The sequence below is a fragment of the Micromonospora sp. WMMD734 genome, from assembly GCF_049178975.1.
Classification (GTDB): domain Bacteria; phylum Actinomycetota; class Actinomycetes; order Mycobacteriales; family Micromonosporaceae; genus Micromonospora; species Micromonospora wenchangensis.
Window position 1 is genome coordinate 6,194,615 of sequence record NZ_JBMHMK010000001.1, and the last position, 22,406, is coordinate 6,217,020.

Annotated in this window: 24 protein-coding genes; 19 read left to right on the forward strand and 5 right to left on the reverse strand. The window is 74.2% G+C overall.

Annotated features, from left to right (window positions below; genetic code table 11):
* Positions 1-6: 6 nt before the first annotated feature.
* On the reverse strand, positions 7-321 hold the full coding sequence (locus ACN267_RS26850) for a hypothetical protein (RefSeq protein WP_088643869.1): 315 nt from the start codon (positions 319-321) through the stop codon (positions 7-9).
* A 355-nt stretch (positions 322-676) separates the two neighbouring features.
* On the opposite strand from ACN267_RS26850, the gene folP reads away from it, so the two are divergent.
* The 7 genes from folP to ACN267_RS26885 all read left to right on the forward strand — a co-directional run bounded on the left by folP (position 677) and on the right by ACN267_RS26885 (position 5,249).
* Entirely contained in the window at positions 677-1,564 is an 888-nt protein-coding gene (folP, locus tag ACN267_RS26855; protein WP_204957453.1) for a dihydropteroate synthase, read from the forward strand.
* Positions 1,561-1,920 (forward strand): dihydroneopterin aldolase, encoded by a 360-nt coding sequence (gene folB / locus ACN267_RS26860; protein ID WP_204957454.1) that lies wholly within the window; start codon positions 1,561-1,563, stop codon positions 1,918-1,920. Before folP ends, folB begins: the two co-directional genes overlap by 4 nt.
* A complete protein-coding gene (gene folK, locus ACN267_RS26865) occupies positions 1,917-2,444 on the forward strand; it encodes a 2-amino-4-hydroxy-6-hydroxymethyldihydropteridine diphosphokinase (protein ID WP_204957455.1) in 528 nt (175 codons plus the stop codon). The genes folB and folK overlap by 4 nt, the downstream gene beginning before the upstream one ends.
* A gap of 19 nt (positions 2,445-2,463) precedes the next feature.
* A complete protein-coding gene (locus ACN267_RS26870) occupies positions 2,464-2,988 on the forward strand; it encodes a DUF3180 domain-containing protein (RefSeq protein ID WP_281902317.1) in 525 nt (174 codons plus the stop codon).
* A gap of 100 nt (positions 2,989-3,088) precedes the next feature.
* Positions 3,089-4,300, forward strand: coding sequence for an ABC transporter permease (locus ACN267_RS26875; protein ID WP_421489937.1), 1,212 nt, complete (start codon positions 3,089-3,091; stop codon positions 4,298-4,300).
* Between the two features lie 77 nt (positions 4,301-4,377).
* Positions 4,378-4,683 carry a hypothetical protein gene (locus ACN267_RS26880; RefSeq protein WP_088643875.1) on the forward strand — a complete coding sequence of 102 codons (306 nt, stop codon included), beginning with the start codon at positions 4,378-4,380 and terminating at the stop codon, positions 4,681-4,683.
* Between the two features lie 65 nt (positions 4,684-4,748).
* A complete protein-coding gene (locus tag ACN267_RS26885) occupies positions 4,749-5,249 on the forward strand; it encodes a hypothetical protein (RefSeq protein WP_204957458.1) in 501 nt (166 codons plus the stop codon).
* A 12-nt stretch (positions 5,250-5,261) separates the two neighbouring features.
* On the opposite strand, the gene ACN267_RS26890 is transcribed toward ACN267_RS26885, so the two are convergent.
* Complete coding sequence (locus tag ACN267_RS26890; RefSeq protein ID WP_421489938.1) at positions 5,262-6,257, reverse strand: ABC transporter ATP-binding protein; 996 nt, start codon at positions 6,255-6,257, stop codon at positions 5,262-5,264.
* Positions 6,258-6,259: 2 nt separating this feature from the next.
* Between ACN267_RS26890 and ACN267_RS26895 the strand changes: the two genes are divergently transcribed.
* The 4 genes from ACN267_RS26895 to ACN267_RS26910 all read left to right on the forward strand — a co-directional run bounded on the left by ACN267_RS26895 (position 6,260) and on the right by ACN267_RS26910 (position 10,847).
* Complete coding sequence (locus tag ACN267_RS26895; protein ID WP_204957460.1) at positions 6,260-6,946, forward strand: ABC transporter permease; 687 nt, start codon at positions 6,260-6,262, stop codon at positions 6,944-6,946.
* Between the two features lie 81 nt (positions 6,947-7,027).
* Entirely contained in the window at positions 7,028-7,750 is a 723-nt protein-coding gene (locus ACN267_RS26900) for an ABC transporter permease (RefSeq protein WP_204957461.1), read from the forward strand.
* Positions 7,751-7,902: 152 nt separating this feature from the next.
* Positions 7,903-8,907 carry a glycine betaine ABC transporter substrate-binding protein gene (locus ACN267_RS26905; RefSeq protein WP_204957462.1) on the forward strand — a complete coding sequence of 335 codons (1,005 nt, stop codon included), beginning with the start codon at positions 7,903-7,905 and terminating at the stop codon, positions 8,905-8,907.
* 194 nt (positions 8,908-9,101) lie between these two features.
* Entirely contained in the window at positions 9,102-10,847 is a 1,746-nt protein-coding gene (locus ACN267_RS26910) for a hypothetical protein (RefSeq protein ID WP_421489939.1), read from the forward strand.
* A gap of 39 nt (positions 10,848-10,886) precedes the next feature.
* On the opposite strand, the gene ACN267_RS26915 is transcribed toward ACN267_RS26910, so the two are convergent.
* Both ACN267_RS26915 and ACN267_RS26920 read right to left on the reverse strand, forming a co-directional pair.
* Positions 10,887-12,056 (reverse strand): NADH-quinone oxidoreductase subunit D, encoded by a 1,170-nt coding sequence (locus ACN267_RS26915; RefSeq protein ID WP_421489940.1) that lies wholly within the window; start codon positions 12,054-12,056, stop codon positions 10,887-10,889.
* A complete protein-coding gene (locus tag ACN267_RS26920) occupies positions 12,053-13,237 on the reverse strand; it encodes an SAM-dependent methyltransferase (protein ID WP_421490509.1) in 1,185 nt (394 codons plus the stop codon). Before ACN267_RS26920 ends, ACN267_RS26915 begins: the two co-directional genes overlap by 4 nt.
* A gap of 46 nt (positions 13,238-13,283) precedes the next feature.
* Here ACN267_RS26920 and ACN267_RS26925 point away from each other — a divergent pair, with 46 nt between their 5' ends.
* The 8 genes from ACN267_RS26925 (at position 13,284) to ACN267_RS26960 (ending at position 21,588) form a co-directional block, all read left to right on the forward strand.
* Positions 13,284-14,564 carry a phytase gene (locus tag ACN267_RS26925; protein WP_421489941.1) on the forward strand — a complete coding sequence of 427 codons (1,281 nt, stop codon included), beginning with the start codon at positions 13,284-13,286 and terminating at the stop codon, positions 14,562-14,564.
* A gap of 144 nt (positions 14,565-14,708) precedes the next feature.
* Entirely contained in the window at positions 14,709-15,683 is a 975-nt protein-coding gene (locus ACN267_RS26930; protein WP_421489942.1) for a Rossmann-like and DUF2520 domain-containing protein, read from the forward strand.
* A gap of 41 nt (positions 15,684-15,724) precedes the next feature.
* Positions 15,725-16,570 carry a pantoate--beta-alanine ligase gene (gene panC / locus ACN267_RS26935; RefSeq protein WP_421489943.1) on the forward strand — a complete coding sequence of 282 codons (846 nt, stop codon included), beginning with the start codon at positions 15,725-15,727 and terminating at the stop codon, positions 16,568-16,570.
* A gap of 31 nt (positions 16,571-16,601) precedes the next feature.
* Positions 16,602-17,027: an aspartate 1-decarboxylase gene (gene panD / locus ACN267_RS26940; protein ID WP_204957468.1), complete on the forward strand. Its 426-nt coding sequence runs from the start codon at positions 16,602-16,604 to the stop codon at positions 17,025-17,027.
* 100 nt (positions 17,028-17,127) lie between these two features.
* Positions 17,128-18,033, forward strand: coding sequence for a septum formation family protein (locus ACN267_RS26945; protein ID WP_204957469.1), 906 nt, complete (start codon positions 17,128-17,130; stop codon positions 18,031-18,033).
* A 74-nt stretch (positions 18,034-18,107) separates the two neighbouring features.
* Entirely contained in the window at positions 18,108-19,805 is a 1,698-nt protein-coding gene (locus tag ACN267_RS26950; protein WP_204957470.1) for an L-aspartate oxidase, read from the forward strand.
* A gap of 56 nt (positions 19,806-19,861) precedes the next feature.
* Positions 19,862-20,758, forward strand: coding sequence for a carboxylating nicotinate-nucleotide diphosphorylase (gene nadC / locus ACN267_RS26955; RefSeq protein ID WP_204957471.1), 897 nt, complete (start codon positions 19,862-19,864; stop codon positions 20,756-20,758).
* 71 nt (positions 20,759-20,829) lie between these two features.
* The gene (locus tag ACN267_RS26960) at positions 20,830-21,588 is read left to right on the forward strand and encodes a type III pantothenate kinase (protein ID WP_088647577.1); all 759 of its coding nucleotides are present in this window, start codon (positions 20,830-20,832) and stop codon (positions 21,586-21,588) included.
* A gap of 28 nt (positions 21,589-21,616) precedes the next feature.
* Here the strand turns inward: ACN267_RS26960 and ACN267_RS26965 are convergent, their stop codons facing one another.
* A complete protein-coding gene (locus ACN267_RS26965) occupies positions 21,617-22,357 on the reverse strand; it encodes a class I SAM-dependent methyltransferase (protein ID WP_421489944.1) in 741 nt (246 codons plus the stop codon).
* Positions 22,358-22,406 lie beyond the last annotated feature (49 nt).

Genomic DNA, 22,406 nt, shown 5'->3' on the forward strand with positions numbered 1-22,406 from the left:
CCGCGCCTATTCGAAGATCAGATCGATCAGGTAGTCACCGATGAAGAAGAGTGTTGCCGCGCCGGCGATGAAGGCCAGCCCGACGATCGCGATGGCCGAGCTGGTCAGCACCTTGGAGATCTCGCCCCGGCTGGCCCGGCCGATGAAGATGACGCCGAGCACGGCGAGCAGGATGGGCGCGATCTTGCTGGCGAAGAAGGTGACGACACCGTTGGTGTCGATGCCCTTGGGGGCCGGTTCGGCGAGTGGCGTCGTCGCCAGGGTGTGCAGCACCTGTGCGACGCCGGAAGACGTCGTCTCCATCAGCTCGAAGGCGATCACTGGAACCTCCCCATAACGCGGCCGGCGGTGCCGCGGTGGTGCAGTAGGCAAGCCTGGCGGGAATGTGCTCACTGTGCACGGCGTCGATGACGCGGCGCGGGTCTCCCACCACGGAGAGTGGCGAGATTTGGGGGGATTTTCCCGCTTCGGCCCTCCCTCCAGGCTTCGCCATCTCTTGATGCTGGGCAATTCCACAGCGTACGGGCCGCCCTCCTTTGCGACAAGCCGCGAAGAGTCGACCCGATTCGACCCGGAAGACCGATCGTACACCTGTTCCAACAGGCACGTCAGGGTGGCCGTGGAGGGGTCGGTGGGGGTGCCCGGAGCGGCCCGATGCGACCGGTACCGTCTAGTCGTGACCGATCTGGTACGGGCGCAGGCCCCGGTGGTGATGGGCGTCCTCAACGTCACGCCCGACTCCTTCTCCGACGGTGGCCGGTACGCCGACCTCGACGCCGCCGTCGCACACGGTGTGCGACTGCACCGCGAGGGCGCGCACCTGGTCGACGTCGGAGGCGAGTCCACCCGCCCGGGTGCCGACCGGGTCGACCCCCGCACCGAGGCGTCCCGGGTGCTGCCGGTGATCCGCGAACTCGCCGCCGCCGGGGTGCCGGTCAGCATCGACACCACCCGCGCCCCGGTCGCCGAGGCGGCCGTCGTCGCCGGGGCCGCCGTGGTCAACGACGTCTCCGGCGGGTTGGCCGACCCCGACATGGCCCGGGTGGTCCGCGACGCCGGCTGCCCCTGGGTGCTCATGCACTGGCGGGGACACTCCCGGGGGATGCGCGAGCTGGCCAGCTACACCGACGTGGTCACCGACGTCCGGGCCGAACTGGCCCAACGGGTCGACGACGCGCTGGCCGCCGGGGTGGCCGCCGACCGGCTGGTGATCGACCCCGGGCTCGGCTTCGCCAAGACCGCCGCGCACAACTGGGAACTCAGCGCCCGCCTGCCCGAACTGCTCGACCTCGGGCTGCCGCTGCTCTTCGGAGCCAGCCGCAAGTCCTACCTGGGCCACCTGCTCGCCACCCCCGACGGCACCCCCCGGGACACCGACGGCCGGGCCGCCGCCACCATCGCCACCAGCGTGCTCGCCGTCGCCGCCGGTGCCTGGGGGGTACGCGTGCACGACGTCCGGGGCACCACCGACGCGCTCGCCGTCTGGTCGGCCACCGGCCGCCCCCGGCTCGCCACCACCGGCAACGACCCGGCCCCCACCGGCCGGACGGAGGGAGGAACGTGACCGACCGGATCGTCCTGACCGGACTGCGGGCCCGGGGCCGGCACGGCGTCTACGACTTCGAACGCGCCCAAGGCCAGGACTTCGTGGTCGACGCCGAACTCGAACTCGACCTCGCCCCGGCCGCCCGCTCCGACGAGGTGACCGACACCGTGCACTACGGCGAGCTGGCGCAGCGGCTGGTCGCGGTGGTCACCGGTGAGCCGGTCAACCTGATCGAGACGCTGGCCGACCGGCTGCTCGCGGTCTGCCTGGCCGAGCCGCTGGTCACCGCCGCCACCGTCACCGTCCACAAGCCCGAGGCCCCGATCCCGCACACGTTCACCGACGTGGCCGTGACGATGCGGCGTACCCGGTGACCCGGGCGGTGCTGTCGATCGGCAGCAACCTCGGCGACCGGATCGACCACCTGCGGGCCGCGGTCGCCGGTCTCGGTGACGCGGTGCTGGTGGTCTCCGGCGTCTACGAGACACCCCCGTGGGGCGACGCCGACCAGCCGGCGTACCTGAACGCGGCGGTCATGGTCGCCGACCCGGCGGCGACCCCCGACGACTGGCTGGCGCGGGCGCACGCCGCCGAGACCGCCGCCGGCCGGGTCCGCGACCCGGCCCGCCGGTACGGGCCGCGCACCCTCGACGTGGACGTCGTCGCCGTCTGGGACGACGGCGGCCGGCCGGTGCTCAGCGACGACCCCGCGCTGACCCTGCCGCACCCCCGCGCCCACCAGCGCGCCTTCGTGCTCCGCCCGTGGATCGACATCGACCCGCACGGGCGGCTGGCCGGGCACGGCTGGCTCACCGACCTGCTCAACGCCGAACCGGTCGCCGGGGACGCCCTCGAACTGACCCCCCGCCCCGATCTTTCGTTAGAGTCGGACACATGAACCAGTGGAGCCGGCCGGTATGACGCCGTCCCGACCGCCCCGTGACCGGGAGCCCGACGGGTCGAGGATGGGCCCCACCCGGTTCTCGACCCTGTTGGTCGCCGTGCTCGCCGCCGCCGCCGTGGCCTGGTTGCTGATCAGCAGCTTCTACTACAGCGGCATCCCCCGGCTGCCCTGGCTGCCGGTGGTCACCCTGGCCGGGCTGGCCGTGCTGGAGGCGTACGCGGCGGTCAACACCCGGGGGCGGATCGAGCGCAAGCCCGGCCGGGAGCCGGTCAATCCGCTGCTGGTCGCCCGGTTCGTGGTGCTGGCCAAGGCGTCCGCGCTGGCCGGGTCGATCTTCCTCGGCTTCTACATCGGGCTGACCGGCTGGCTCTTCGTCGAGCCGACCAACGCCGCCATCGAGGACCGGCCGGCGGCCGGGGCGGGTGCCCTGGCCTCGCTGGCCCTGGTCGCCGCCGCGCTCTGGCTCGAACGCTCCTGCCGGGTCCCCGAGTCCGACGACGACGCTGACGACCCGGCGGACCGACCCGGGCGGCGCTGACAGGGGTTACGCCCGCCCCCGGCGCGCGGGTACGGTGCCTGGCGACCGGAACACAGTCAGCCGTCACCGGTGACGGCCGGTCACCTGGGAGGCGCGCCGCATGGTGTACGACGACCCGGGCCGGACCGCGTCGGCAGAGGTGCCCGCGACCGTACCCGAGAACGTCCTCGACGACCCGGAGCAGGGGGAACCCGGCCGGGACCGGCTCGGCGTGCACGTGGTCTGGGAGCTGGTGCTGCTGCTCGCCCTCGCCGCGTTGGCCTACCTGCTATGGCGGGACGACCCGGACGCGCTGCGTGGTGCCGGCCTGCGGCGGCTGCTCGTCGACGCGGTCGCGCTCGGCCTGCTCGTCCTCGCCGCCGGGCTGAGCCTGCGGACCGCCGCGGTGAATCTGGCGATCGGCCCGGTCGCGCTGGCCGCCGCGTTGCACTTCGCCGAGCAGGGTGACCGGGGGGTGTCCGCCGCGGTCGTCCCGGCCCTGGTCGTCGCCGCTCTGGGCGGGCTGGCCCTGGCCTGGGCGGTGGTGGTGCTGCACGTGCCCGGCTGGGCGGCCAGCCTCGCCGCCGCCGCCGGGGTGATCGTCTGGATCGAACGGCGGGACCTGCCGGTGGCGGTGCAGGCCGACTACGATCCCCGGCGCAACGCCTACTACCTGTTCGCCGGGTTGGCCGGGGTGGTCGTGCTGCTCGGCGCGTTCGGCGCGATCCGGACCGTACGCCGGCTGGTCGGCCGGTTCCGGCCGGTGGCCGACCCGGCCCGCCGACGCGGCATGGCCGCCGCTCTGGTGACCTCGGCCGGGCTGATCGCCTCCACCGTGCTGGCGATGCTCGCCGGGGTGCTCGTCGCCGCCAACGCGGAGGGCCCGGTGACGCCGACGTCGGGACTGGACTGGACGGTGCTCGCGGTCGGCGTGTCCATGTTCGGCGGCACCAGCGCGTACGGCAGGCGGGGTGGGATCTTCGGCGCCCTCCTCGCGGTCGGCCTGGTGGTGACCTACCTGGCCTGGGCGGACGGTGCCGGTGCGCCGACCGACAGGTGGGCAGTCGGCGGGACGGCACTGGCCGGTGGGCTGCTGGTCACCCGGCTGGTCGAGACGTACGGTCGGCCCCGCACCGTCCCGGGTGAACCGGTGGAGCTGCCGCCGGTGCGGGACGGGGCGATCAGCTCCGGTTGGTCGATGCCCCCGGGCGGGCAGGAGCGCAACTGGACCCCGGCCCTGCCGGAGCGGACGACCGACGACACCCCGCCCGACCCGTGGGAGGCCCCCCGCTGGCAGAGCGCGCCACCCCGCTGGGACGCCGGCGAGCGGTGAGCGCCCCGGCCCGGTGGGGTCGGCTACCGGGCGTGGACGACGGGCCGCCGACGATCTCGCCGGTTAGGCTCGCGGGCATGACCGAGACTCCTTCCGCCGGCACCGGCCACACCTTCGACCAGCTCGACGCCCTCTCCACCGAGGAGCTGCGCGAGCGGGCCTTCGCGCGGGCCCGGGAACGGCGGGACGTCGGGTTCTTCTGGTCGGTGCTGCGGCACCTGCCCAACGCCGACGAGGCCGCCGCGCTCGACGGGGCACCCAACTCGGTGGGGCCGACCATCGACGAGGCGGCGGCGCTGTGGCGGGAGCTGACCGGGCACGGCTACGAGGAGTCGGCGCCACTGCTGCGGGCGGCGTTCATCGACTACCTGATGAAGCACTGAGCGGCCGGCCCGCCGGCTGGCGGGAGAGGTTTGCCGGCCGTGGCGGGTCGGGAACTTCCCGCCGCATGGCCCTCACCCAACGCCCCCGCACCGTGCAGGGGTACGGCACCGCCGCCGGCACCGGCAGCCTCGCCGCGCTGATCCTCGTCGTCGTCTGTGGCAGCCCCTGGTACGTCGGCTGGGCCGAGGCCCACACCGATCCGAACTCCGCCGGGGGCTGGTACCTGCGGCTGCTCGCCTGGCCCGCCTGGCGGGTCGGGTCGACCGATCCGGAGCACGGGGTGCTCGCCACCGACCTGCGGGCCATCCTGCTGCTGCTGTTCGCCGCGGGCCTGCTCTACCTGCTGCCGGCGGGTCAGGTGGCCCGGGTGCCCGGGTCGGCCAGCCAGTTCTTCTCCGGTTGGGCCGCGTACACCCTGGCGGCGGCGGCAGCGACCCTGCTGGCGGCGCTGCTCACCGCGGACGGCCCGCTGCTGGCGGCCTTCGAGACCACCGGCACCGGGGCCGGCTACGGCTTCTTTGCCGGCTGGATCATCGGGCTGGCCAGCCTGGGCGGCCGGGCCTGACCCGCCGGGTGGCTAGCTGTCGGGCTGCCCGAGGTCGAGCACCCGGGCCCGGCTGAGCGTGCCGGCCGGCCGGCCGTCGGCGGTGACCACGACCGTGTCGGTGCCGGCGGTCAGCATCGCGGCCAGCGCGTCGTACGCCGAGCGGCCCAGCGGTAGTTCCGGCAGGGTGGCGTCGGTGGCCTCCCCGTCGAGCACCTCGCGGGTGACCGGGGTGACCGCGAGCCGACGGATGCCCCGGTCCGCGCCGACGAACTCCCGCACGAACGGCGAGGCGGGGGTGCCGAGCAGCGCCGCCGGGGTGTCGTACTGCTCCAGTCGGCCGCCCTCGGAGAGCACCGCGATCCGGTCGCCGAGCCGGACGGCCTCGTCGAGGTCGTGGGTGACCAGCACGATGGTCTTGCGGACCTCGGCCTGGAGCCGGAGGAACTCCTCCTGCAACCGGGTCCGCACGATCGGGTCGACGGCGGAGAACGGCTCGTCCATCAGCAGCACCACCGGGTCGGCGGCCAGCGCGCGGGCCACCCCGACCCGCTGCCGCTGACCGCCGGACAGTTCGTGCGGGTAGCGGCGTCCGAACTGGGCCGGGTCCAACCCGACCAGCTCCAGCAGTTCGCCGCTGCGCTGCCGGATCCGCTCCTTCGACCAGCCGAGCAGCCGGGGTACGGTGCCGACGTTGGTGGCGACCGTCTGGTGCGGGAACAGGCCGACGTTCTGGATGACGTAGCCGATCCGTCGGCGCAGTTTCACCGGGTCGACCCGGGTGATGTCCTCGTCGCCGAGCAGGATCCGGCCGCCGGTCGGCTCGATCAGCCGGTTCACCATCCGCAGCACCGTCGACTTGCCGCAGCCGGACGGGCCGATCAGCACCACGAGTTCGCCGGCCGGCACCTCCAGGCTCAGCTCGCGGACGGCGTCGGTGCCGTCCGGGTACCGCTTGCGGATGCCGTCGAGCGTGATCGAGGCGGCGCCGTGTCCTGCGTCGCCGGTGCCCCCGGGGGTAACGTCCACGTGTGTCCTTCCACCTGAGTTACCGGGCCGAGCCGGGTAATCCGTGGTTCTCCTGGCAGTACGTGCGGGACAACTCTGACACCATTCTCGCCGCGCTGCGCGAGCACGCCTCGCTGACCGGCCGGGCGGTGCTGCTCGCCGCCCTGGTCGCCCTGCCGCTGGCGGTGGTGGCCTACTGGTACGGGCGTCTCGCCGGGCCGATTCTCGCACTGACCGGCGTGCTCTACACGATCCCCTCCCTGGCCCTGTTCGCGTTCATCGCCCCCTACCTGGGCATCGGGGCGGTGACCGTGCTGACGGTGGTGGTGCTGTACGCGCTGCTGGTGATCGTCCGCAACGCGGTGGCCGGGCTGAACCAGGTGCCCCCCGAGGTGCGTGACGCCGCCGAGGGCATGGGGTACGGCCGGTGGGCCCGGCTGTTCCGGATCGACCTGCCGCTGGCCCTGCCCGGCATCCTCACCGGGGTACGCCTCGCCACGGTCTCCACCGTCGCGCTGGTCACCGTCGGGGTGGTGATCGGCCGGGGTGGCCTGGGGCAGCTGATCTTCGCCGGCTTCCAGAACAACTTCTACAAGGCCCAGATCATGACCGGCACCCTGCTCTGCGTCCTGCTCGCCCTGGTGCTGGACCTGATCCTGGCGGGCGTGGGCCGCCTGCTCACCCCCTGGCTGCGGAGCCGCCCCCGATGAGCGCGGCGCGGTGGAGCCCCGCAGTCACGACCAGGGGGCCGATCCGGTGAGCCCCGCAGTCACGAGCGAAAGGCAGACCCGGTGAACCCGGTGCAGCAGGCGGTGGTCTGGCTCAACGACCCGCTCAACTGGACCAACCCCGGTGGGGTGCTGGACCGGATCGGGGAGCACCTGAGCATGTCCGCCGCGGCGGTGCTGCTGGGCTGCCTGGTGGCCTGGCCGGTCGGCCTCTGGCTGGGGCACTCCGGGCGCGGCGGCGGCGCGGTCGTGCTGATCTCCAACCTGACCCTGTCCATCCCTACCCTGGCGCTGCTCACCATCCTGCCGCTGACCTTCCTCGGCTTCGGGCGACCGGCGGTGGTGGTGGCGCTGGCCGTGTTCGCGGTGCCGCCGCTGCTGGCGAACGCGTACACCGGGGTGCGGCAGGCCGACCCGGAGGCCCGGGACGCGGCGCGCGGGATGGGGTTGTCCGGGTGGCAGGTGTTGCGCCGGGTGGAGTTGCCGCTGGCGGTGCCGTACCTGGCCGCCGGGTTCCGGACGGCCGCCGTGCAGGTGGTGGCGACGGCGGCGTTGGCCTCGTTCGTCAACGGCGGCGGGCTGGGCCAGATCATCCGGGCCGGTTTCGGGCTGGACATCGCGGCCGGTGGCGGGCAGATCATCGCCGGCGGGGTGCTGGTGGCGGGGTTGGCGTTGGCGGCGGAGGGGGTGCTGGCGCTGGTCGAGCGGGCGGTGACCCCGCGACCGCTGCGGCGTACCCGGCGGGCGGCGAACCGACGGGCGGCGGACGCCACGGCGGGGAACTGATCCCGTTCCGTGACGATCACATGACGAAACTGGCTCAGGGTTTGTCGGTCGGCCCGGAAGGATATTGGCTGAACCCGCGGGCGGCGGCCGTCGCCCGTCGGATACGCGGCCGGCCCACTCCGGGTCGCGCCGGGACACGGAAGGCGGGCACGATGCGCGTACGGACACGGCTGGCGGTGGGCGCGGTGGGCGCCCTGACCCTGGCGGGTCTGTTGACCGGGTGTGGGGACGCCGGTTCGTCCGGCACCGACGCCCCGGAGCAGGGCGCCAGCGGTGCGGGCTGCGCCCCGGTCGCCGGTGACCAGCTCGTCGTTCTCGACGACGACAAGAAGCTCCAGAACACCGACAACATCATTCCGGCGGTCAACGCCAAGGTGGCCAACCCGCAGCTGCTCGCCGCGCTGGACAAGGTCTCCGCCGCGCTGGACACGCCGAAGCTGATCGCCCTCAACAAGGCGGTCGACGTGGACCGCAAGACGCCGAAGGCGGCGGCCGAGGAGTTCGCCTCGGCCAACGGGCTGACCACCGGCATCGCCAAGGGCCCGGGCGGGCAGATCGTCGTCGGCGCGGGCAACTTCTCCGAGAGCCAGACCCTGGCCGAGCTGTACAACATCGCCCTGACCGCAGCCGGTTACCAGGTCAAGGTGCAGCAGATCGGCAACCGCGAGCTGTACGAGCCGAGCCTGGAGAAGGGCGAGATCCAGGTCGTCCCCGAGTACGCGGCGACCATGGCCGAGTTCCTCAACACCAAGGCCAACGGCAAGGACGCCACCCCGGTCTCTTCGCCGGAGCTGGACAAGACGGTCAGCGCGTTGAAGTCCGAGGGTGACAAGGCGGGCATCACGTTCGGCACCCCGTCCTCGGCGCAGGACCAGAACGCCTTCGCCGTCACCAAGGCGTTCGCCGACAAGTACGCCCTGAAGACCATCTCCGACCTGGCGGCCAAGTGCTCCGGCAAGGACACCGTGCTGGCCGGCCCGCCGGAGTGCCCGCAGCGGCCGAAGTGCCAGGCCGGTCTGGTGGAGGTCTACGATTTCAAGGCCGGTTCGTTCAGCTCGCTGGACGCCGGCGGCCCGCAGACCAAGAACGCCCTGAAGACCGGCACCGCCAGCGTCGGACTGGTCTTCTCGTCCGACGGCGCGCTCGCCACCAGCTGAGCGTGATCCCGGTCGCGGTCGGCTGGTCCCGACCGCGACCGGGCCTGCCCCGCAACGGGCTGTTCGTGCCCCGCTGACCAGGCGGGATGCCGGTCCGCAGTGATCCGGTCGCGCCGACCGTACCGGCTGAGATCGGGGCAATTCTGCCCTGGGACCGTTCCCACTCCGCCTACATCTCGGTAGGCTGCACAGCCATGCCCTCCCCGGTCGTCTCCGAGAAGCGCAGGCCGCAACTACTGACCGTACTGTTCTGGATCGGGGTGGCGTTCGCGCCGATCGCCGCGCTGATCCTGCTGTTCGCCGACGGCAACGGCCCGCTGCGCCTCGCCGCGGTGCTGGCCATCACCGCCGTGGTGCTGATCGGCCTGTCCATCGCGTTGCGTGCCGACGGCGGTGTCCGGTCGTCCGACGAGACGGTGCTCGACGAGTTGGAGCAGCTCCGCCGCGAGCTGCGCAGCGAGATCGTGGCCGCCGCCCAGCGCGGCAACCAGGCGCTGGACCAGTCGCAGCGGGCCGAGGAGCAGGTCACCGCGTTGCGTCGCCGGTTGGACACGGCGGCCGAGCTGGCTGCCGCCGTCGCCGCCCCGCCCGCCGAGGATTCCGTCGCCGGTGCGGGCCGGGCCCGGGTCCCGGCCGCCGAGCCGGCACCGGAGGCCCCGGTGGGCCGGCGACGGGCCGCCGTCGAGGAGCCCCTGTCGGACTGGGAACACCCGGAGAGTTCCGCGCCGGTCGCGGCGGGTCGGGGGCGGGTCCCGGCCGATCGGGAGGCCGCCGAACCGACCGGCCGCCGCTACGCCCCGGAGCGTCCGACCGGGCAGGCCGGGGTGTACGGGGCGGCCACCCGGGAGCCGCGCGGCGGGGTGCCCGCCGCCGAGTCGACGTCCCGTCCGCTCGGGGTGGTGCGGCACACCGAGACCGTGCACGTGACCACCCGGCACACCGTCGTCGACGGCCCCGACCCGGCCGGCGGCTACGGCGGCGGGTACGCCGGCCGGTGGGCCTCGGGCGGGGACGAGTCGTCCTGGGCCGGTGGGGAGCCGGAGCGTTCCTGGTCGACGCCGGCCGAGCCGACCGGCCGGGGCTGGTCGGCCCGACCGGAGGACCGTTCCCGGGCGACCCGTCAGGCATCCCCTGACGACCGGGCCTGGCCGAGCGCCGCCGGCACCGGCTGGTCGCCGCCGGCCGCTCCCGGCCCCGGGTGGTCGACCCCGGGCGACGACCGGCCCGAGCCGGTCCGGCCGGAGTGGTCGGCGGCTGGCGGGGAGGCGGGTGCCTGGTCGGCGGGTGGCCGGTCCGACTGGGCGGAGGGCCGTACCGAGTCGCGCGCCGGTGACCGCCGGGCGCAGGACCGGGCCGATCCGCCGGCCCGTGCGGCGCGGGCCGGTGACCGCTGGGCCGACGTGCGCGACGAGGGACGGGCCCGGGAGGTACGGGTCGGGGAGCGCCGTGCGGAGGCGCGCGCCGACGGCGGCTACCACTACTCGGACCGGTGGGCCTCGGTGCGGCAGGAGGAGCCGTACCGGGACGGGACGGAACCCACCGGCGACCGGTGGGGTGGTGCTCGGCCGGAGCAGGCCGACCGTCCCGCGCTGCCGGCCGGCGGGGTGCCGGTGCCGCAGCAGTGGCGGGAGCCGGCGCGCAGCCACCGGCCGGCCGAACAGTGGCCTGACCACGTGACCCCACCGGCACCGGACCGGCCGGACGGGCAGTGGCCGGCCCGCGCCGAGCCGCAGCCCGCTCGTGAGTGGCCGGCGCGTGCCGACGACAGGCGGTGGGAGGGGCAGCGCGCCGAGCAGTGGCGGGACCGGGAGCCGGTGGTGTCGTGGCGCGACCCCGAGCCCGAGCCCGAGCCGCGCGAGCACCAGCAGTGGGCGGGCGGGCAGCGGTACGGCTACCCGCCGCAGGACGACGTCCCCCGCGCGGGCGGCCACTGGCGCTGACCGCCGGGGTGCACCGCCGACGGCAGGGTCAGTGGCGGTTCACTTGTCGATGTCGCCGACCACGAAGAACATCGAGCCGAGAATGGCGATCAGGTCGGGCACCAGGCAGCCGGGGAGCAGGGTGGCCAGCGCCTGCACGTTGGCGTACGACGCGGTGCGCAGCTTGAGCCGCCACGGGGTCTTCTCGCCCCGCGACACCAGGTAGTAGCCGTTGATCCCGAGCGGGTTCTCCGTCCAGGCGTAGGTGTGCCCCTCGGGGGCCTTGACCACCTTGGGCAGTCGGGTGTTCACCGGGCCGGTGAGCCGGTCGACCCGGTCCAGGCACTGCTCGGCGAGGTCGAGGGAGGCGTACACCTGGTCGAGGAGCACCTCGAAGCGGGCGTGGCAGTCCCCGGCGGTCCGGGTGACCACCGGCACGTCGAGCTGGTCGTACGCCAGGTAGGGGTCGTCGCGGCGCAGGTCGAGGTCGAGCCCGGAGGCGCGGGCGACCGGCCCGGACGCCCCGAACGCGGCGGCGTCGGCGGCCGACAGCACCCCCACCCCGACGGTGCGGGCCAGGAAGATCTCGTTGCGCCGGATCAGGTTGTCGAGGTCGGGCATCCGGCGGCGGACCTCGCCGATGGCGGCGCGGGCCCGTCCGGTCCAGCCGGCGGGGACCTCCTCCTTGAGCCCGCCGACCCGGTTGAACATGTAGTGGATCCGGCCGCCGGAGACCTCCTCCATGACCGCCTGGATGGTCTCCCGTTCCCGGAACGCGTAGAAGACCGGGGTGATCGCGCCGATCTCCAGCGGGTAGGAGCCGAGGAACATCAGGTGGTTGAGCACCCGGTTCAGCTCGGCCAGCGCCATCCGCAGCCAGGTGGCCCGCTCGGGGACCTCCATGCCCATCAGCCGTTCGACGGCGAGCACCACGCCCAGCTCGTTGGAGAACGCCGACAGCCAGTCGTGCCGGTTGGCCAGCACGATGATCTGCCGGTAGTCGCGCACCTCGAACAGTTTCTCCGCGCCCCGGTGCATGTATCCGACGATCGGTTCGGCGGCGACTACCCGTTCCCCGTCGAGCACCAGTTTGAGGCGCAGCACGCCGTGCGTGGAGGGGTGCTGCGGGCCGATGTTGAGCACCATGTCGGTGCCGAGCTGTTCCCCGCCGGCCCCGGTGCCGACGGTCAGCTCGCGCAGTTCACCGGTGTCCGTGGTCATGTCGGTCATCGTGCCATGAGCGCATCGACGGCGACGCCGACCGGCTGGAGCAGCCACCAGTGCCCGCCGAGCCCGGCCGGGTCGGTCAGCTCGGCCACCGCCGAGGCGGCGGCGAGGGCCCGCACGTAGCCGGCCGGGTCGGTGCCGGCCAGGCTCAGCGCCGGTCGGCCGCCGTCGGCCCCGAGCGCCCGCAACGCCTCCCGCTGCGACAGCAACGTGTACGCACACCCGGCGACCCGCGCGCCGGCGGCGGCGACGGAGTCCACGGCGACGTGCGCGGTGATGTCGCACGACCCGTCCGGCACCGGGGGGACCTGCCGTCCGTTCCGGTATCCGGTCAACGTTCCGCCCATCGGCCGCCGCTCGCGCAGGTGCCCGTAGTCCACGGCCAATGCCACCCCCCGCCGCACCCGCCCGACCACTCCACCCCAGGCGAGATCCCGCCCGCTGCCCACCTCCACCCGCCCCACCCAGGCCCGCTCCGCCTCCACCCCCGCTCCGGGCCCGGTGATCAAGAGGTTTGCGTCAACGGAAGGGCCCGAAGCTGACGCAAACCTCTTGATCACCGGGGCGGTCGCGGGGGGTGGGGGTGCGGGGGGTGGGGTGGGGGTTTGGGGTGGGGTGGGGGTTTGGGGTGGGGTGGGGTGCCAGGTGGTCAGCCAGGTGAGGTCCTCGGGGGTCAGTGGGGGGCCTGGGGTTTCCTCGCCGGTGCTCGGGTCCACCAGGTGGTAGCGCCAGCCGGTGACGGTGGGGACGGCCACGTCCAGGGGGACGTTGTCCAGCCATTCGGTGGCGGTCAGCAGGCCGGTGATTGCCCCCGGGGGCTCGGTCGTCCAGGCGATGGCGGGCGGCAGGTCCGTCGGGCGGGGGGCCAGTTCCACGGCCGTGAGGCGCAGGCGGTCAGACAGCGGCGTCGTAGCCGCGTCGGGCCCCGCCGAGCCGTGGGCGAGGGCGGCCAGGGCGCGCAGCAGCTCACCCCGGCCGGCACCGACGTCCACCACGTCGAACGGGGTGGGGAAGCCGAGGGCGGCGTCGAGGCGGGACACGAGCCGGAACACCGCCGCCGCGAACGCCGGGGAGGCGTGCACGCTGGTCCGGAAGTGGTCGGCCGGGCCGGACCCGGAGACGAAGAAGCCGTGCGGCCCGTAGAGGGCGGCGTCCATGGCGTCCCGCCAGCGAATCGCGTTCATCCCGTGTTCAGGGTCCGTCACCGTGCCGACCCTACGGTCTGCGGGCATGAGACGAATCGTGATCCCCGCGCTGGCGGTCGTACCGCTGCTGGTGACGACCACCGGTGCCGCCGCCGCGCCCGCCCGCCACGACGCGCCGCGTGCGGTCCGGGCGGTGGCCGAGACCCCCGCCCTGTTCGACGACGCCGCCGGTGGCGACGCCGACGCCGACGATCCGGCGATCTGGGTGCACCCGACCGACCGGGCCGGCAGCCTGGTGATCGTCACCGCCAAGAACGGCGGCCTGCGGGTGTACGACCTGAGGGCCCGGGAGCGGCAGGCGATGGCCACCCCGCCGGCCCCCGGTCCGGACGACGAGGCGGGCCGGTTCAACAACGTCGACCTGGTCAGCGGCTTCCGGTTGGCGGACCGGCCGGTCGACCTGGCGGTGGTCACCGACCGGGGGCGGGACCAGCTCCGGTTCTACCGGATCGACCCGGTGTCGCGGCGGCTGGTCGACGTGACCGCGCCGCAGCCGCCGTTCGCGTTCAGCCGGGACCAGGCGGAGGTGAACACCCAGCGCACCGCGTACGGGTTGGGCACGTTCACCGACCGGGACGGGGCCGCGTACGCGGTGGTGAGCCGGCGCAGCACCCCTGAGGTGGGGGTGTTCCGGCTGGTGGAGCAGGCCGGGCGGGTCAGCTACCGGCCGGTGGGGCGGCTGGTGCTGCCGTCGACGTTCACCCTGCCGGACGGCTCCGCCTGGTCGCCGTGCACCGACCCGGGGGACGGCCCGCAGGTGGAGGGGACGGTGGTGGACCCGGCCACCGGCGTGGTGTACCTGGCGCAGGAGAAGGTCGGCCTGTGGCGGACCCGACTGGTCGGTGGCCGGTTCGTGGGCGTCCCCCGGTCGGTGGAGCGGGTCCGCGAGTACGGCGTCCCGGCGGTCTTCGACCCGGCGGCCGACGACTGCGTCACCGACCACACCGCCGACCCGGGCTTCGGCGGGCGGATCGCCCAGGACGTGGAGGGCCTGACGATCATGCGCACCGGCCGGTACGCGGGCACCCTCGTCGTGTCCAGCCAGGGCGACGACACGTTCTTCACCTACGACCGGGTCACCAACCGGCCGACCGGGCGGTTCGCGGTGGTCGACGGCCGGTTCGACGGCGCGCAGGAGTGCGACGGGGCGGCGGTGACGGCCACGCCGCTGCCGGGCTTCCCCGGCGGGCTGCTGGTGGTGCAGGACGGCCGCAACACCCCGACGACGCCGGACGGGGACGACGGGGTACGCCCGGACAGCAACGTCAAGTTCGTCGACGCCGGGTTCCTGGCCGGACGGCGGTGAGTTGCCACACCGGGCCCCCGGCCGCCACCGGGGCGCCCGGTGCCGGCGGTCGGTGAACGTTTTCACACATCCTTGTTCGGGTTCCCTGCCCCCGGCGCATACTTGCCCTCGACCGGTACCCCCTTCGAGGACTGGATCGTTGCCATGAGCGCACCGCTGCGCCCGCGTCCGGCTGCCCCCGGCGTCGCCGTACCGCAGGGCCCCGTCGGACCCGGCGTCCCGTTCGTCCTTCCCGCGCAGCTCACCGTCGGTGTGGTCGGTGCCGGCCGGGTGGGGGCCGTGCTCGGCGCGGCGCTGGTCGCCGCCGGGCACCGGGTGGTGGCCGCCTCCGGCGTCTCCGGGGCGACCCGGGCCCGGATCGCGCTGCTCCTGCCGGACGCCGAGATCAGGTCGGCGACCGCGGTCGCCCGGGAGGCCACCGACCTGCTGTTGCTCGCCGTCCCCGACGACGCGCTGGCCGGTGTGGTCGCCGGGCTGGCCGACACCGGGGCGCTGCACCCCGGCCAGGTGGTCGCGCACACCTCCGGCGCGCACGGGCTGGCCGTGCTGGCCCCGGCCGCCGCCGTGGGTGCCCGGCCGCTGGCCCTGCACCCCGCGATGACCTTCACCGGTACGCCTGACGACCTGTCCCGGCTGGCCGGGATCTCGTTCGGGGTGACCGCCCCGGCGGAGCTGCGGGCGGCGGCGGCCCGGCTCGTCGCCGACCTGGGCGGGGTGCCGGAGTGGGTGGGGGAGACCGACCGGGTGCTCTACCATGCGGCGCTGGCACACGGCGCCAACCATCTGGTGACCCTGGTCAACGAGGCGGCCGACCGGCTGCGGGACGCCGGGGTGACCCAGCCGGAGAAGGTGCTGGCCCCGCTGCTGCGGGCGGCGTTGGAGAACGCCCTGCGGCTCGGTGACGACGCGCTCACCGGCCCGGTGTCGCGCGGCGACGCGGGCACCGTACGACGGCACCTGGTCCGGCTGGCGCAGACCGCGCCGGAATCCGTCGCCCCCTACCTGGCGTTGGCCCGACGGAGCGCGGACCGGGCGATCGCGGCGGGCCGGCTGCGCCCGGTCGACGCCGAGTCCCTGCTCGACGTGCTGGCAGGCGTCCACCGCGAGGTGGCGGCGTGAACCGGGTGCCGTGGGCCCGGCAGGCGAAGGAGGGCTGAGCAATGACGGAGCTGGTGCACACCCGGGCGGAGCTGGCGAAGGCGCGGGCCGGGCTGACCGGCACGGTCGGCGTGGTGATGACGATGGGTGCGCTGCACCCGGGGCACGAGACGCTGATCCGGGCCGCCCGGGAGCGGGCCGACCACGTGCTGGTGACGATCTTCGTGAACCCGTTGCAGTTCGGCCCGAACGAGGACTTCGACAGGTACCCGCGCACCCTCGACACCGACCTGAAGGTGTGCCGGCGGGCCGGCGCGGACCTGGTCTTCGCCCCGTCCGTGGCGGACATGTACCCGGACGGGCAGCCCGCGGTCCGGGTGAACCCGGGGCAGCTCGGTGAGGATCTGGAGGGGCAGAGCCGGCCCGGCTTCTTCCACGGGGTGCTGACCGTGGTGTTGAAGCTGCTCCAGCTCACCCGGCCCGATCTCACCTTCTTCGGGGAGAAGGACTACCAGCAGCTGACCCTGGTCCGCCGGATGGCCCGGGACCTGGACGTGCCGGTGGAGGTGGTCGGCGTGCCCACCGTCCGGGAGCCGGACGGGCTGGCCCTGTCCAGCCGCAACCGCTACCTGTCGGCGGACGAGCGGCAGGCTGCGTTGGGGCTGTCCGCCGCGCTGCGCGCCGGTGCGGAGGCCGCCGAGCGGGGTGCCGACGCCGGTGAGGTGCTGTCGGCCGCCAACCGGGCGCTGGGCGGGACGGCGGGCGTGCGGCTGGACTACCTGGTGCTCACCGATCCGGATCTGGAGCCGGGGCCGGTCACCGGGCCGGCCCGGCTGCTGATCGCGGCCTGGGTGGGCGGCACCCGGCTGATCGACAACCTGGCCATCGACCTCGCCCCCCGATCCTGACCACGCACCCCACCTGTCGAGAGGCACCACGATGCTCCGCACCATGCTCAAGTCGAAGATCCACCGGGCGACGGTGACCCAGGCCGACCTGCACTACGTCGGTTCGGTGACGGTGGACCAGGATCTGCTCGACGCCGCCGACCTGCTCCCGGGCGAGCAGGTGGCGATCGTGGACGTGACCAACGGGGCCCGGCTGGAGACGTACGTGATCCCCGGTGAGCGGGGCAGCGGCGTGATCGGCATCAACGGCGCGGCGGCGCACCTGGTGCACCCGCAGGACCTGGTGATCCTGATCTCCTACGGTCAGATGGACGACGCGGAGGCCCGGACGTACCGCCCCCGGGTGGTCCACGTGGACGCCGACAACAGGGTGGTTGAGCTGGGCGGCGATCCGGCGGCTGCGGCCCCCGGGACGGCCGGTGACCCGGTGCCGAGTCCACTCGCCGTCGTGGGCTGACCGGAATTCCGGTCTGTTACCGGAAGGTCATTTTTGGTTACCCTGGGCTGACCGTCGGATTGACGGTCGTCGGCTGGGGGAGGCCGCGTTGCGCCGTGCGATGAGGGTCCGCCGAGCGGTGACGCTCGTGATCGCCGCCGTGGCGGCGGGAGCGGTCCTGGCGGCCTGCGGCGCCCCGGGCGGCCTTGACGGCGATCTCACCGACGACTGGGCGGCCCTGCCGCCGGCCGGGCCGTTCACCCCCGCGGCAGGCGTGTGCCAGGTCGCCGACTTCACCGACACGGTCTCCCTGGCGGCGTACGCGCCGGTGGACTGCGCGGTACCGCACCGGGTGGAGACGGTGCACGTGGGCGTGTTGCCGGGTTCGCGGGCCACCGCGCCGGCCACCGGCTCGACGGAGCTGCGGGGCGCGTTCGCCGAGTGCGACACCCGGGCTGCCGGCTACGTGGGCGACGACTGGCGGGCCGGCCGGCTGCGGCTGGCGGTGGCGGTGCCGACCGCGCCGGGTTGGGCGGCCGGGGCCCGCTGGTTCCGGTGCGACCTGAGCGAGCTGAACACCGTCGAGGCGGCGGCCACCGTGGTCACAAGGACGGGCAGCCTGCGGGACGCGTTGAAGGGCCCCTCCCCGCTGCGGCTGGGCTGCCAGCGGGCCAAGAGCGGTGGTCGGGGTGCCGGGGTGCAGGTGCTGGTCCCGGTGGAGTGCGCGGCCGTGCACGAGGCGGAGTTCGTGGGCGTGTGGAAGGCCCCCGACCGGCCGTATCCGACCAAGGACGTCGACTGGCTGCCGATGTACGCCGGCTGCCGCGGCACGCTGGCCCGGTACGTGGGGGTGCCGAACGACACCAGCCTGCCCTTCCGTAGCGGGGTGGTGGTGCGTCCGCCCGGTCCTGGCCGGTGGCGGGTCGGTGACCGGGGGGTCCGCTGCTATCTGTGGTTGAGCGACCGGACGGTGACGGCCTCACTGAAGGGCGGCGGTCCGGCCGCCCTGCCGGTGCGGACGAAGTAGCGGACGGGGTAGCCGAAACCACTCGTCCCGCCCCCCGCCCCCCGTCGCGAGGATCGTTCGGGTTGACTGTGGTCATGGAACTTCGTCCGACCGTCGACCTGCCGGCCCTGCCCAGCCTGCTGGCTGCTCCCGCGCCCGGCTGGGTGGAGACCACCGACGTGATCGTGGTCGGCTCCGGGGTGGCCGGGCTCACCGCCGCGCTGCACCTGCGCGAGGCGGGCCTGCACGTCACCGTGGTCACCAAGGTCAACATCGACGACGGTTCGACCCGCTGGGCGCAGGGCGGGATCGCCGCCGTGCTCGACCCGGCGGACTCGCCCGCCGCGCACGCCCGGGACACCGAGATCGCCGGGGTCGGACTCTGCGACCCGGCGGCGGTCCGGGTGCTGGTGGAGGAGGGGCCGCTGCGGCTGCGGGAGCTGATGCGCATCGGCGCGGAGTTCGACCGCAACCCGGACGGTTCGCTGATGCTCACCCGGGAGGGCGGGCACCGGGCCGACCGGATCGTCCACGCCGGTGGTGACGCGACCGGGGCGGAGGTGCAGCGGGCCCTGCACGCGGCGGTCCGCCGCGACCCGTGGATCAGGCTGGTCGAGCACGCCCTGGTGCTGGATCTGCTGCGCGCCCCCGGCGACGGCCCGGACTCCCCCGGCCCTGCCTGCGGGATCACCCTGCACGTGCTCGGCGAGGGCAGTGAGGACGGCGTCGGCGCCCTGCTGGCCCGCGCGGTGGTGTTGGCCACCGGCGGCATGGGGCAGGTCTTCTCGGCCACCACCAACCCGGCGGTCTCCACCGGCGACGGGGTGGCGCTGGCGCTGCGGGCCGGCGCGGCCGTCACCGACGTCGAGTTCGTGCAGTTCCACCCGACCGCGCTGATCGTGCCCGAGCCGGCCCGGGTGCCCGGGGCCGGCCTGGCCCAGCAGCCGCTGGTCTCCGAGGCGCTGCGGGGCGAGGGTGCGCACCTGGTCGACGCAGACGGCAAGCGGTTCATGCTCGGCCAGCACGAACTGGCCGAGCTGGCCCCCCGCGACGTGGTGGCCAAGGGCATCCACCGGGTGCTGCTGGCCACCGGCGCGGATCACGTGTTTCTCGACGCCCGGCACCTCGGCGGCGACTTCCTCGCCGGGCGGTTCCCGACCATCGTCGCGTCCTGCCTGGCCATCGGGGTCGACCCGGCGACGGACCTGATCCCGGTCGCCCCGGCCGCCCACTACGCCTCCGGCGGGGTCCGCACCGACCTGCGCGGCCGGACCTCCATCCCCGGCCTGTACGCCTGCGGCGAGGTCGCCTGCACGGGTGTGCACGGTGCGAACCGGCTGGCCAGCAACTCGCTGCTGGAGGGGCTGGTCTTCTCCCGTCGGATCGCCGAGGACATCGCCACCGGGCTGCCCGAGCAGGCGCAGCCGGCGTCGACCGGCGCGTGGGTGGGCGGCGGGGGCGGGGTGCTGTCCGCCGATGGCGTGCCGGCGCTGCAACGGTCGATGACCCGGGGTGCCGGGGTGCTGCGGTCGGCGGCCAGCCTCGCCGGGACCGCCGCCACCCTGACCGGGCTGGCCGGGGACGCCGGCCGGGCGGGCACCGCCGGTTGGGAGGCGACGAACCTGGTCACCGTAGCGGCGACCCTGGTCGCCGCCGCGTACGCCCGGCAGGAGACCCGGGGCTGCCACTGGCGGGAGGACTTCCCGACGGCCGACGAGGGATGGCGCGGTCACCTGGTCGCGGCGGTCGGCACCCGGGGCGAGTTGACCGAACGCTGGGAGGCCGTGCCCTGACCACCCGGAGCGGGCCGGGTTTGCGAGCCCCGTAGTGGCGAACGGAAGGAAGTACATTGCGCGAACCGACGCGGCAGGCGTTGACGAGCGGTGGGCTGGACCCGGAACGGGTGCGGCGGGTGATCGTCGACGCGCTCACCGAGGACCTGGGGGCGGACTTCCGCGACGTCACCAGCGTCGCCACCATCGCGGCCGGGCAGACCGACACCGCCGACCTGGTGGCCCGGGAGGACGGGGTGGTGGCCGGGCTGGCGGTGGCCGCCGCGGTGTTCGAGCTGGTCGGGGAGGTGACGGCTGCGGAGCGTACCGTCGAGGTGGTCGTGGTGGCCCACGACGGCGCGCGGGTGGCCCGGGGTGACGTGCTGGCGACGGTGACCGGCCCGACCCGGCTGCTGCTCACCGCCGAGCGCACCGCGCTGAACCTGCTCTCCCGGATGTCCGGGGTGGCCACCCACACCCGGGCCTGGGCGGACGCCCTGGCCGGCACCAAGGCGACCGTGCTGGACACCCGCAAGACCACACCCGGCCTGCGGATGCTGGAGAAGTACGCGGTCCGCGTCGGCGGCGGCACCAACAAGCGGATGGGCCTGTACGACGTCGCCATGATCAAGGACAACCACAAGCTGGCCGCCGGTGGTGTCGGGGCGGCCTACCGGCGGGTCCGGCAGACTTTCCCGGAGGTGCCGGTGCAGGTGGAGGTGGACACCCCGGCCGAGGCAGTGGAGGCGGTCGAGGCCGGTGCCGACTTCCTGCTGCTGGACAACATGTCCCCGGCGACCCTGCGCGAGGTGGTCGCGGCGGTCGGCGACCGGGCCGAACTGGAGGCGACCGGTGGGCTGACCCTGGAGGTGGCAGCCGAGTACGGGGCGACCGGGGTGGACTACCTCTCGGTGGGCGCGCTGACGCACTCGTCGCCGATCCTGGACATCGCCCTGGACCTGCGCGAGCGGTGAACCGGCACAGGTCGCCGGACGCCGGCCCACTCCTCGCGTCCGGCGGCCCGGCCGGCGTCTAGGCTGCGTGCGTGCTGCTCTGCATCGACATCGGAAACACCAACACCGTGCTGGCGACGTTCGACGGCGACCGCCTGGTGCACTCGTGGCGGATCAAGACCGACGCCCGTTCGACGGCGGACGAGCTGGGGCTGATGTTCCGGGGGCTGCTGGCCGGTGACGCCGTCGAGATCACCGGGGTGGCCGCCTGCTCGACGGTGCCGGCGGCGCTGCGCTCGCTGCGGACCATGCTGGCCCGCTACTACGCCGACCTGCCGAGCGTGGTCGTCGAGCCCGGGGTACGCACCGGCGTGCAGCTGGCCATCGACAACCCGAAGGAGGTCGGCGCGGACCGGGTGGTCAACACGCTGGCCGCGTACACCCTCTACGGTGGCCCCTCGATCGTGGTGGACTTCGGCACCACCACCAACTTCGACGTGATCAGCGGCCGGGGGGAGTTCCTCGGCGGGGCGTTCGCCCCCGGCATCGAGATCTCCTTCGACGCGCTCGCCGCCCGCGCCGCCCAGCTGCGCAAGGTGGAGGCGAACAAGCCCCGCTCGGTGATCGGCAAGAACACCGTGGAGTGCCTCCAGTCCGGCCTCTACTTCGGCTTCGCCGGGCAGGTCGACCGGATCGTCGAGCGGATGACCGAGGAACTCGGCGAGGTCCGGGCGGTGATCGCCACCGGTGGGCTGGCCTCGGTGGTGATCGGCGAGTGCCGGACCATCACCCACCACGAGCCGATGATCACCCTGATCGGCCTGCGCATGGTCTACGAGCGCAACACCTGATCACGGCGGCCGGGCCGGTGGTGGCGGTTCAGCGCCGCCGGGCCCGGAAGACCAGCGTCTGGTACGACAGCTCGACGGTCGCCCGGCCGGCCAGGTCGGGGTGGGTGGCGAACAGCTCGCGCACTTCCCGGTCCATCCGTTGCCGCTGCTGCGGGGCGGCGACCAACCAGTGCGAGCGGGTACGCATCAGCCCGAGGACCTCGTCGGAGGTGACTGTCGTGCGGTGGGTGAACCGGCCCAGCTCGACCGGGCCGAAGGCCGCACCGAAGGTGGTCACCTTCACGGTCAGGTCGCTGATGCTCTCGCCCATCTGGGCGATCCGCCCCAGCTCGGCCACCCAGCCGACCGTTTCGTCCCGGATGTTCCAGATCGGGGCGAAGATGCCGTCCGGCTGGAGGACCCGGGCGATCTCGACGTGCGCGCGTTCCCGGTCGAACCAGTGGTACGCCTGCCCGACCAGCACCGCGTCCGCACTCGCGTCGGGCAGCGGGACCGCCTCGGCGCAGCCGGCGAGGGCGGTGGTCCCCGGGACGGCCGTGTCGAGCCGGGCCCGCATCGCCGGGTCGGGTTCGACCGGAGTGACCCGGTGGCCGAGGGCCCGCAGGTCACGGGTGAGCAGGCCGGTGCCGGCACCCAGGTCGACCACGTGCGCGTCGTCGCCCGTGCCGGCCAGCGCCCAGCGCAGCGCCTCGGCCGGATAGCCGGGTCGGAACCGGTCGTAGTCGGCGGCGATCGTGCCGAAGGAGCGTGCGCGGGTGTGGTCGACCATGGCGGGCAGGTTATCCCGTAACGGCCGCCCGGGGGCTTGAGTACGCTCA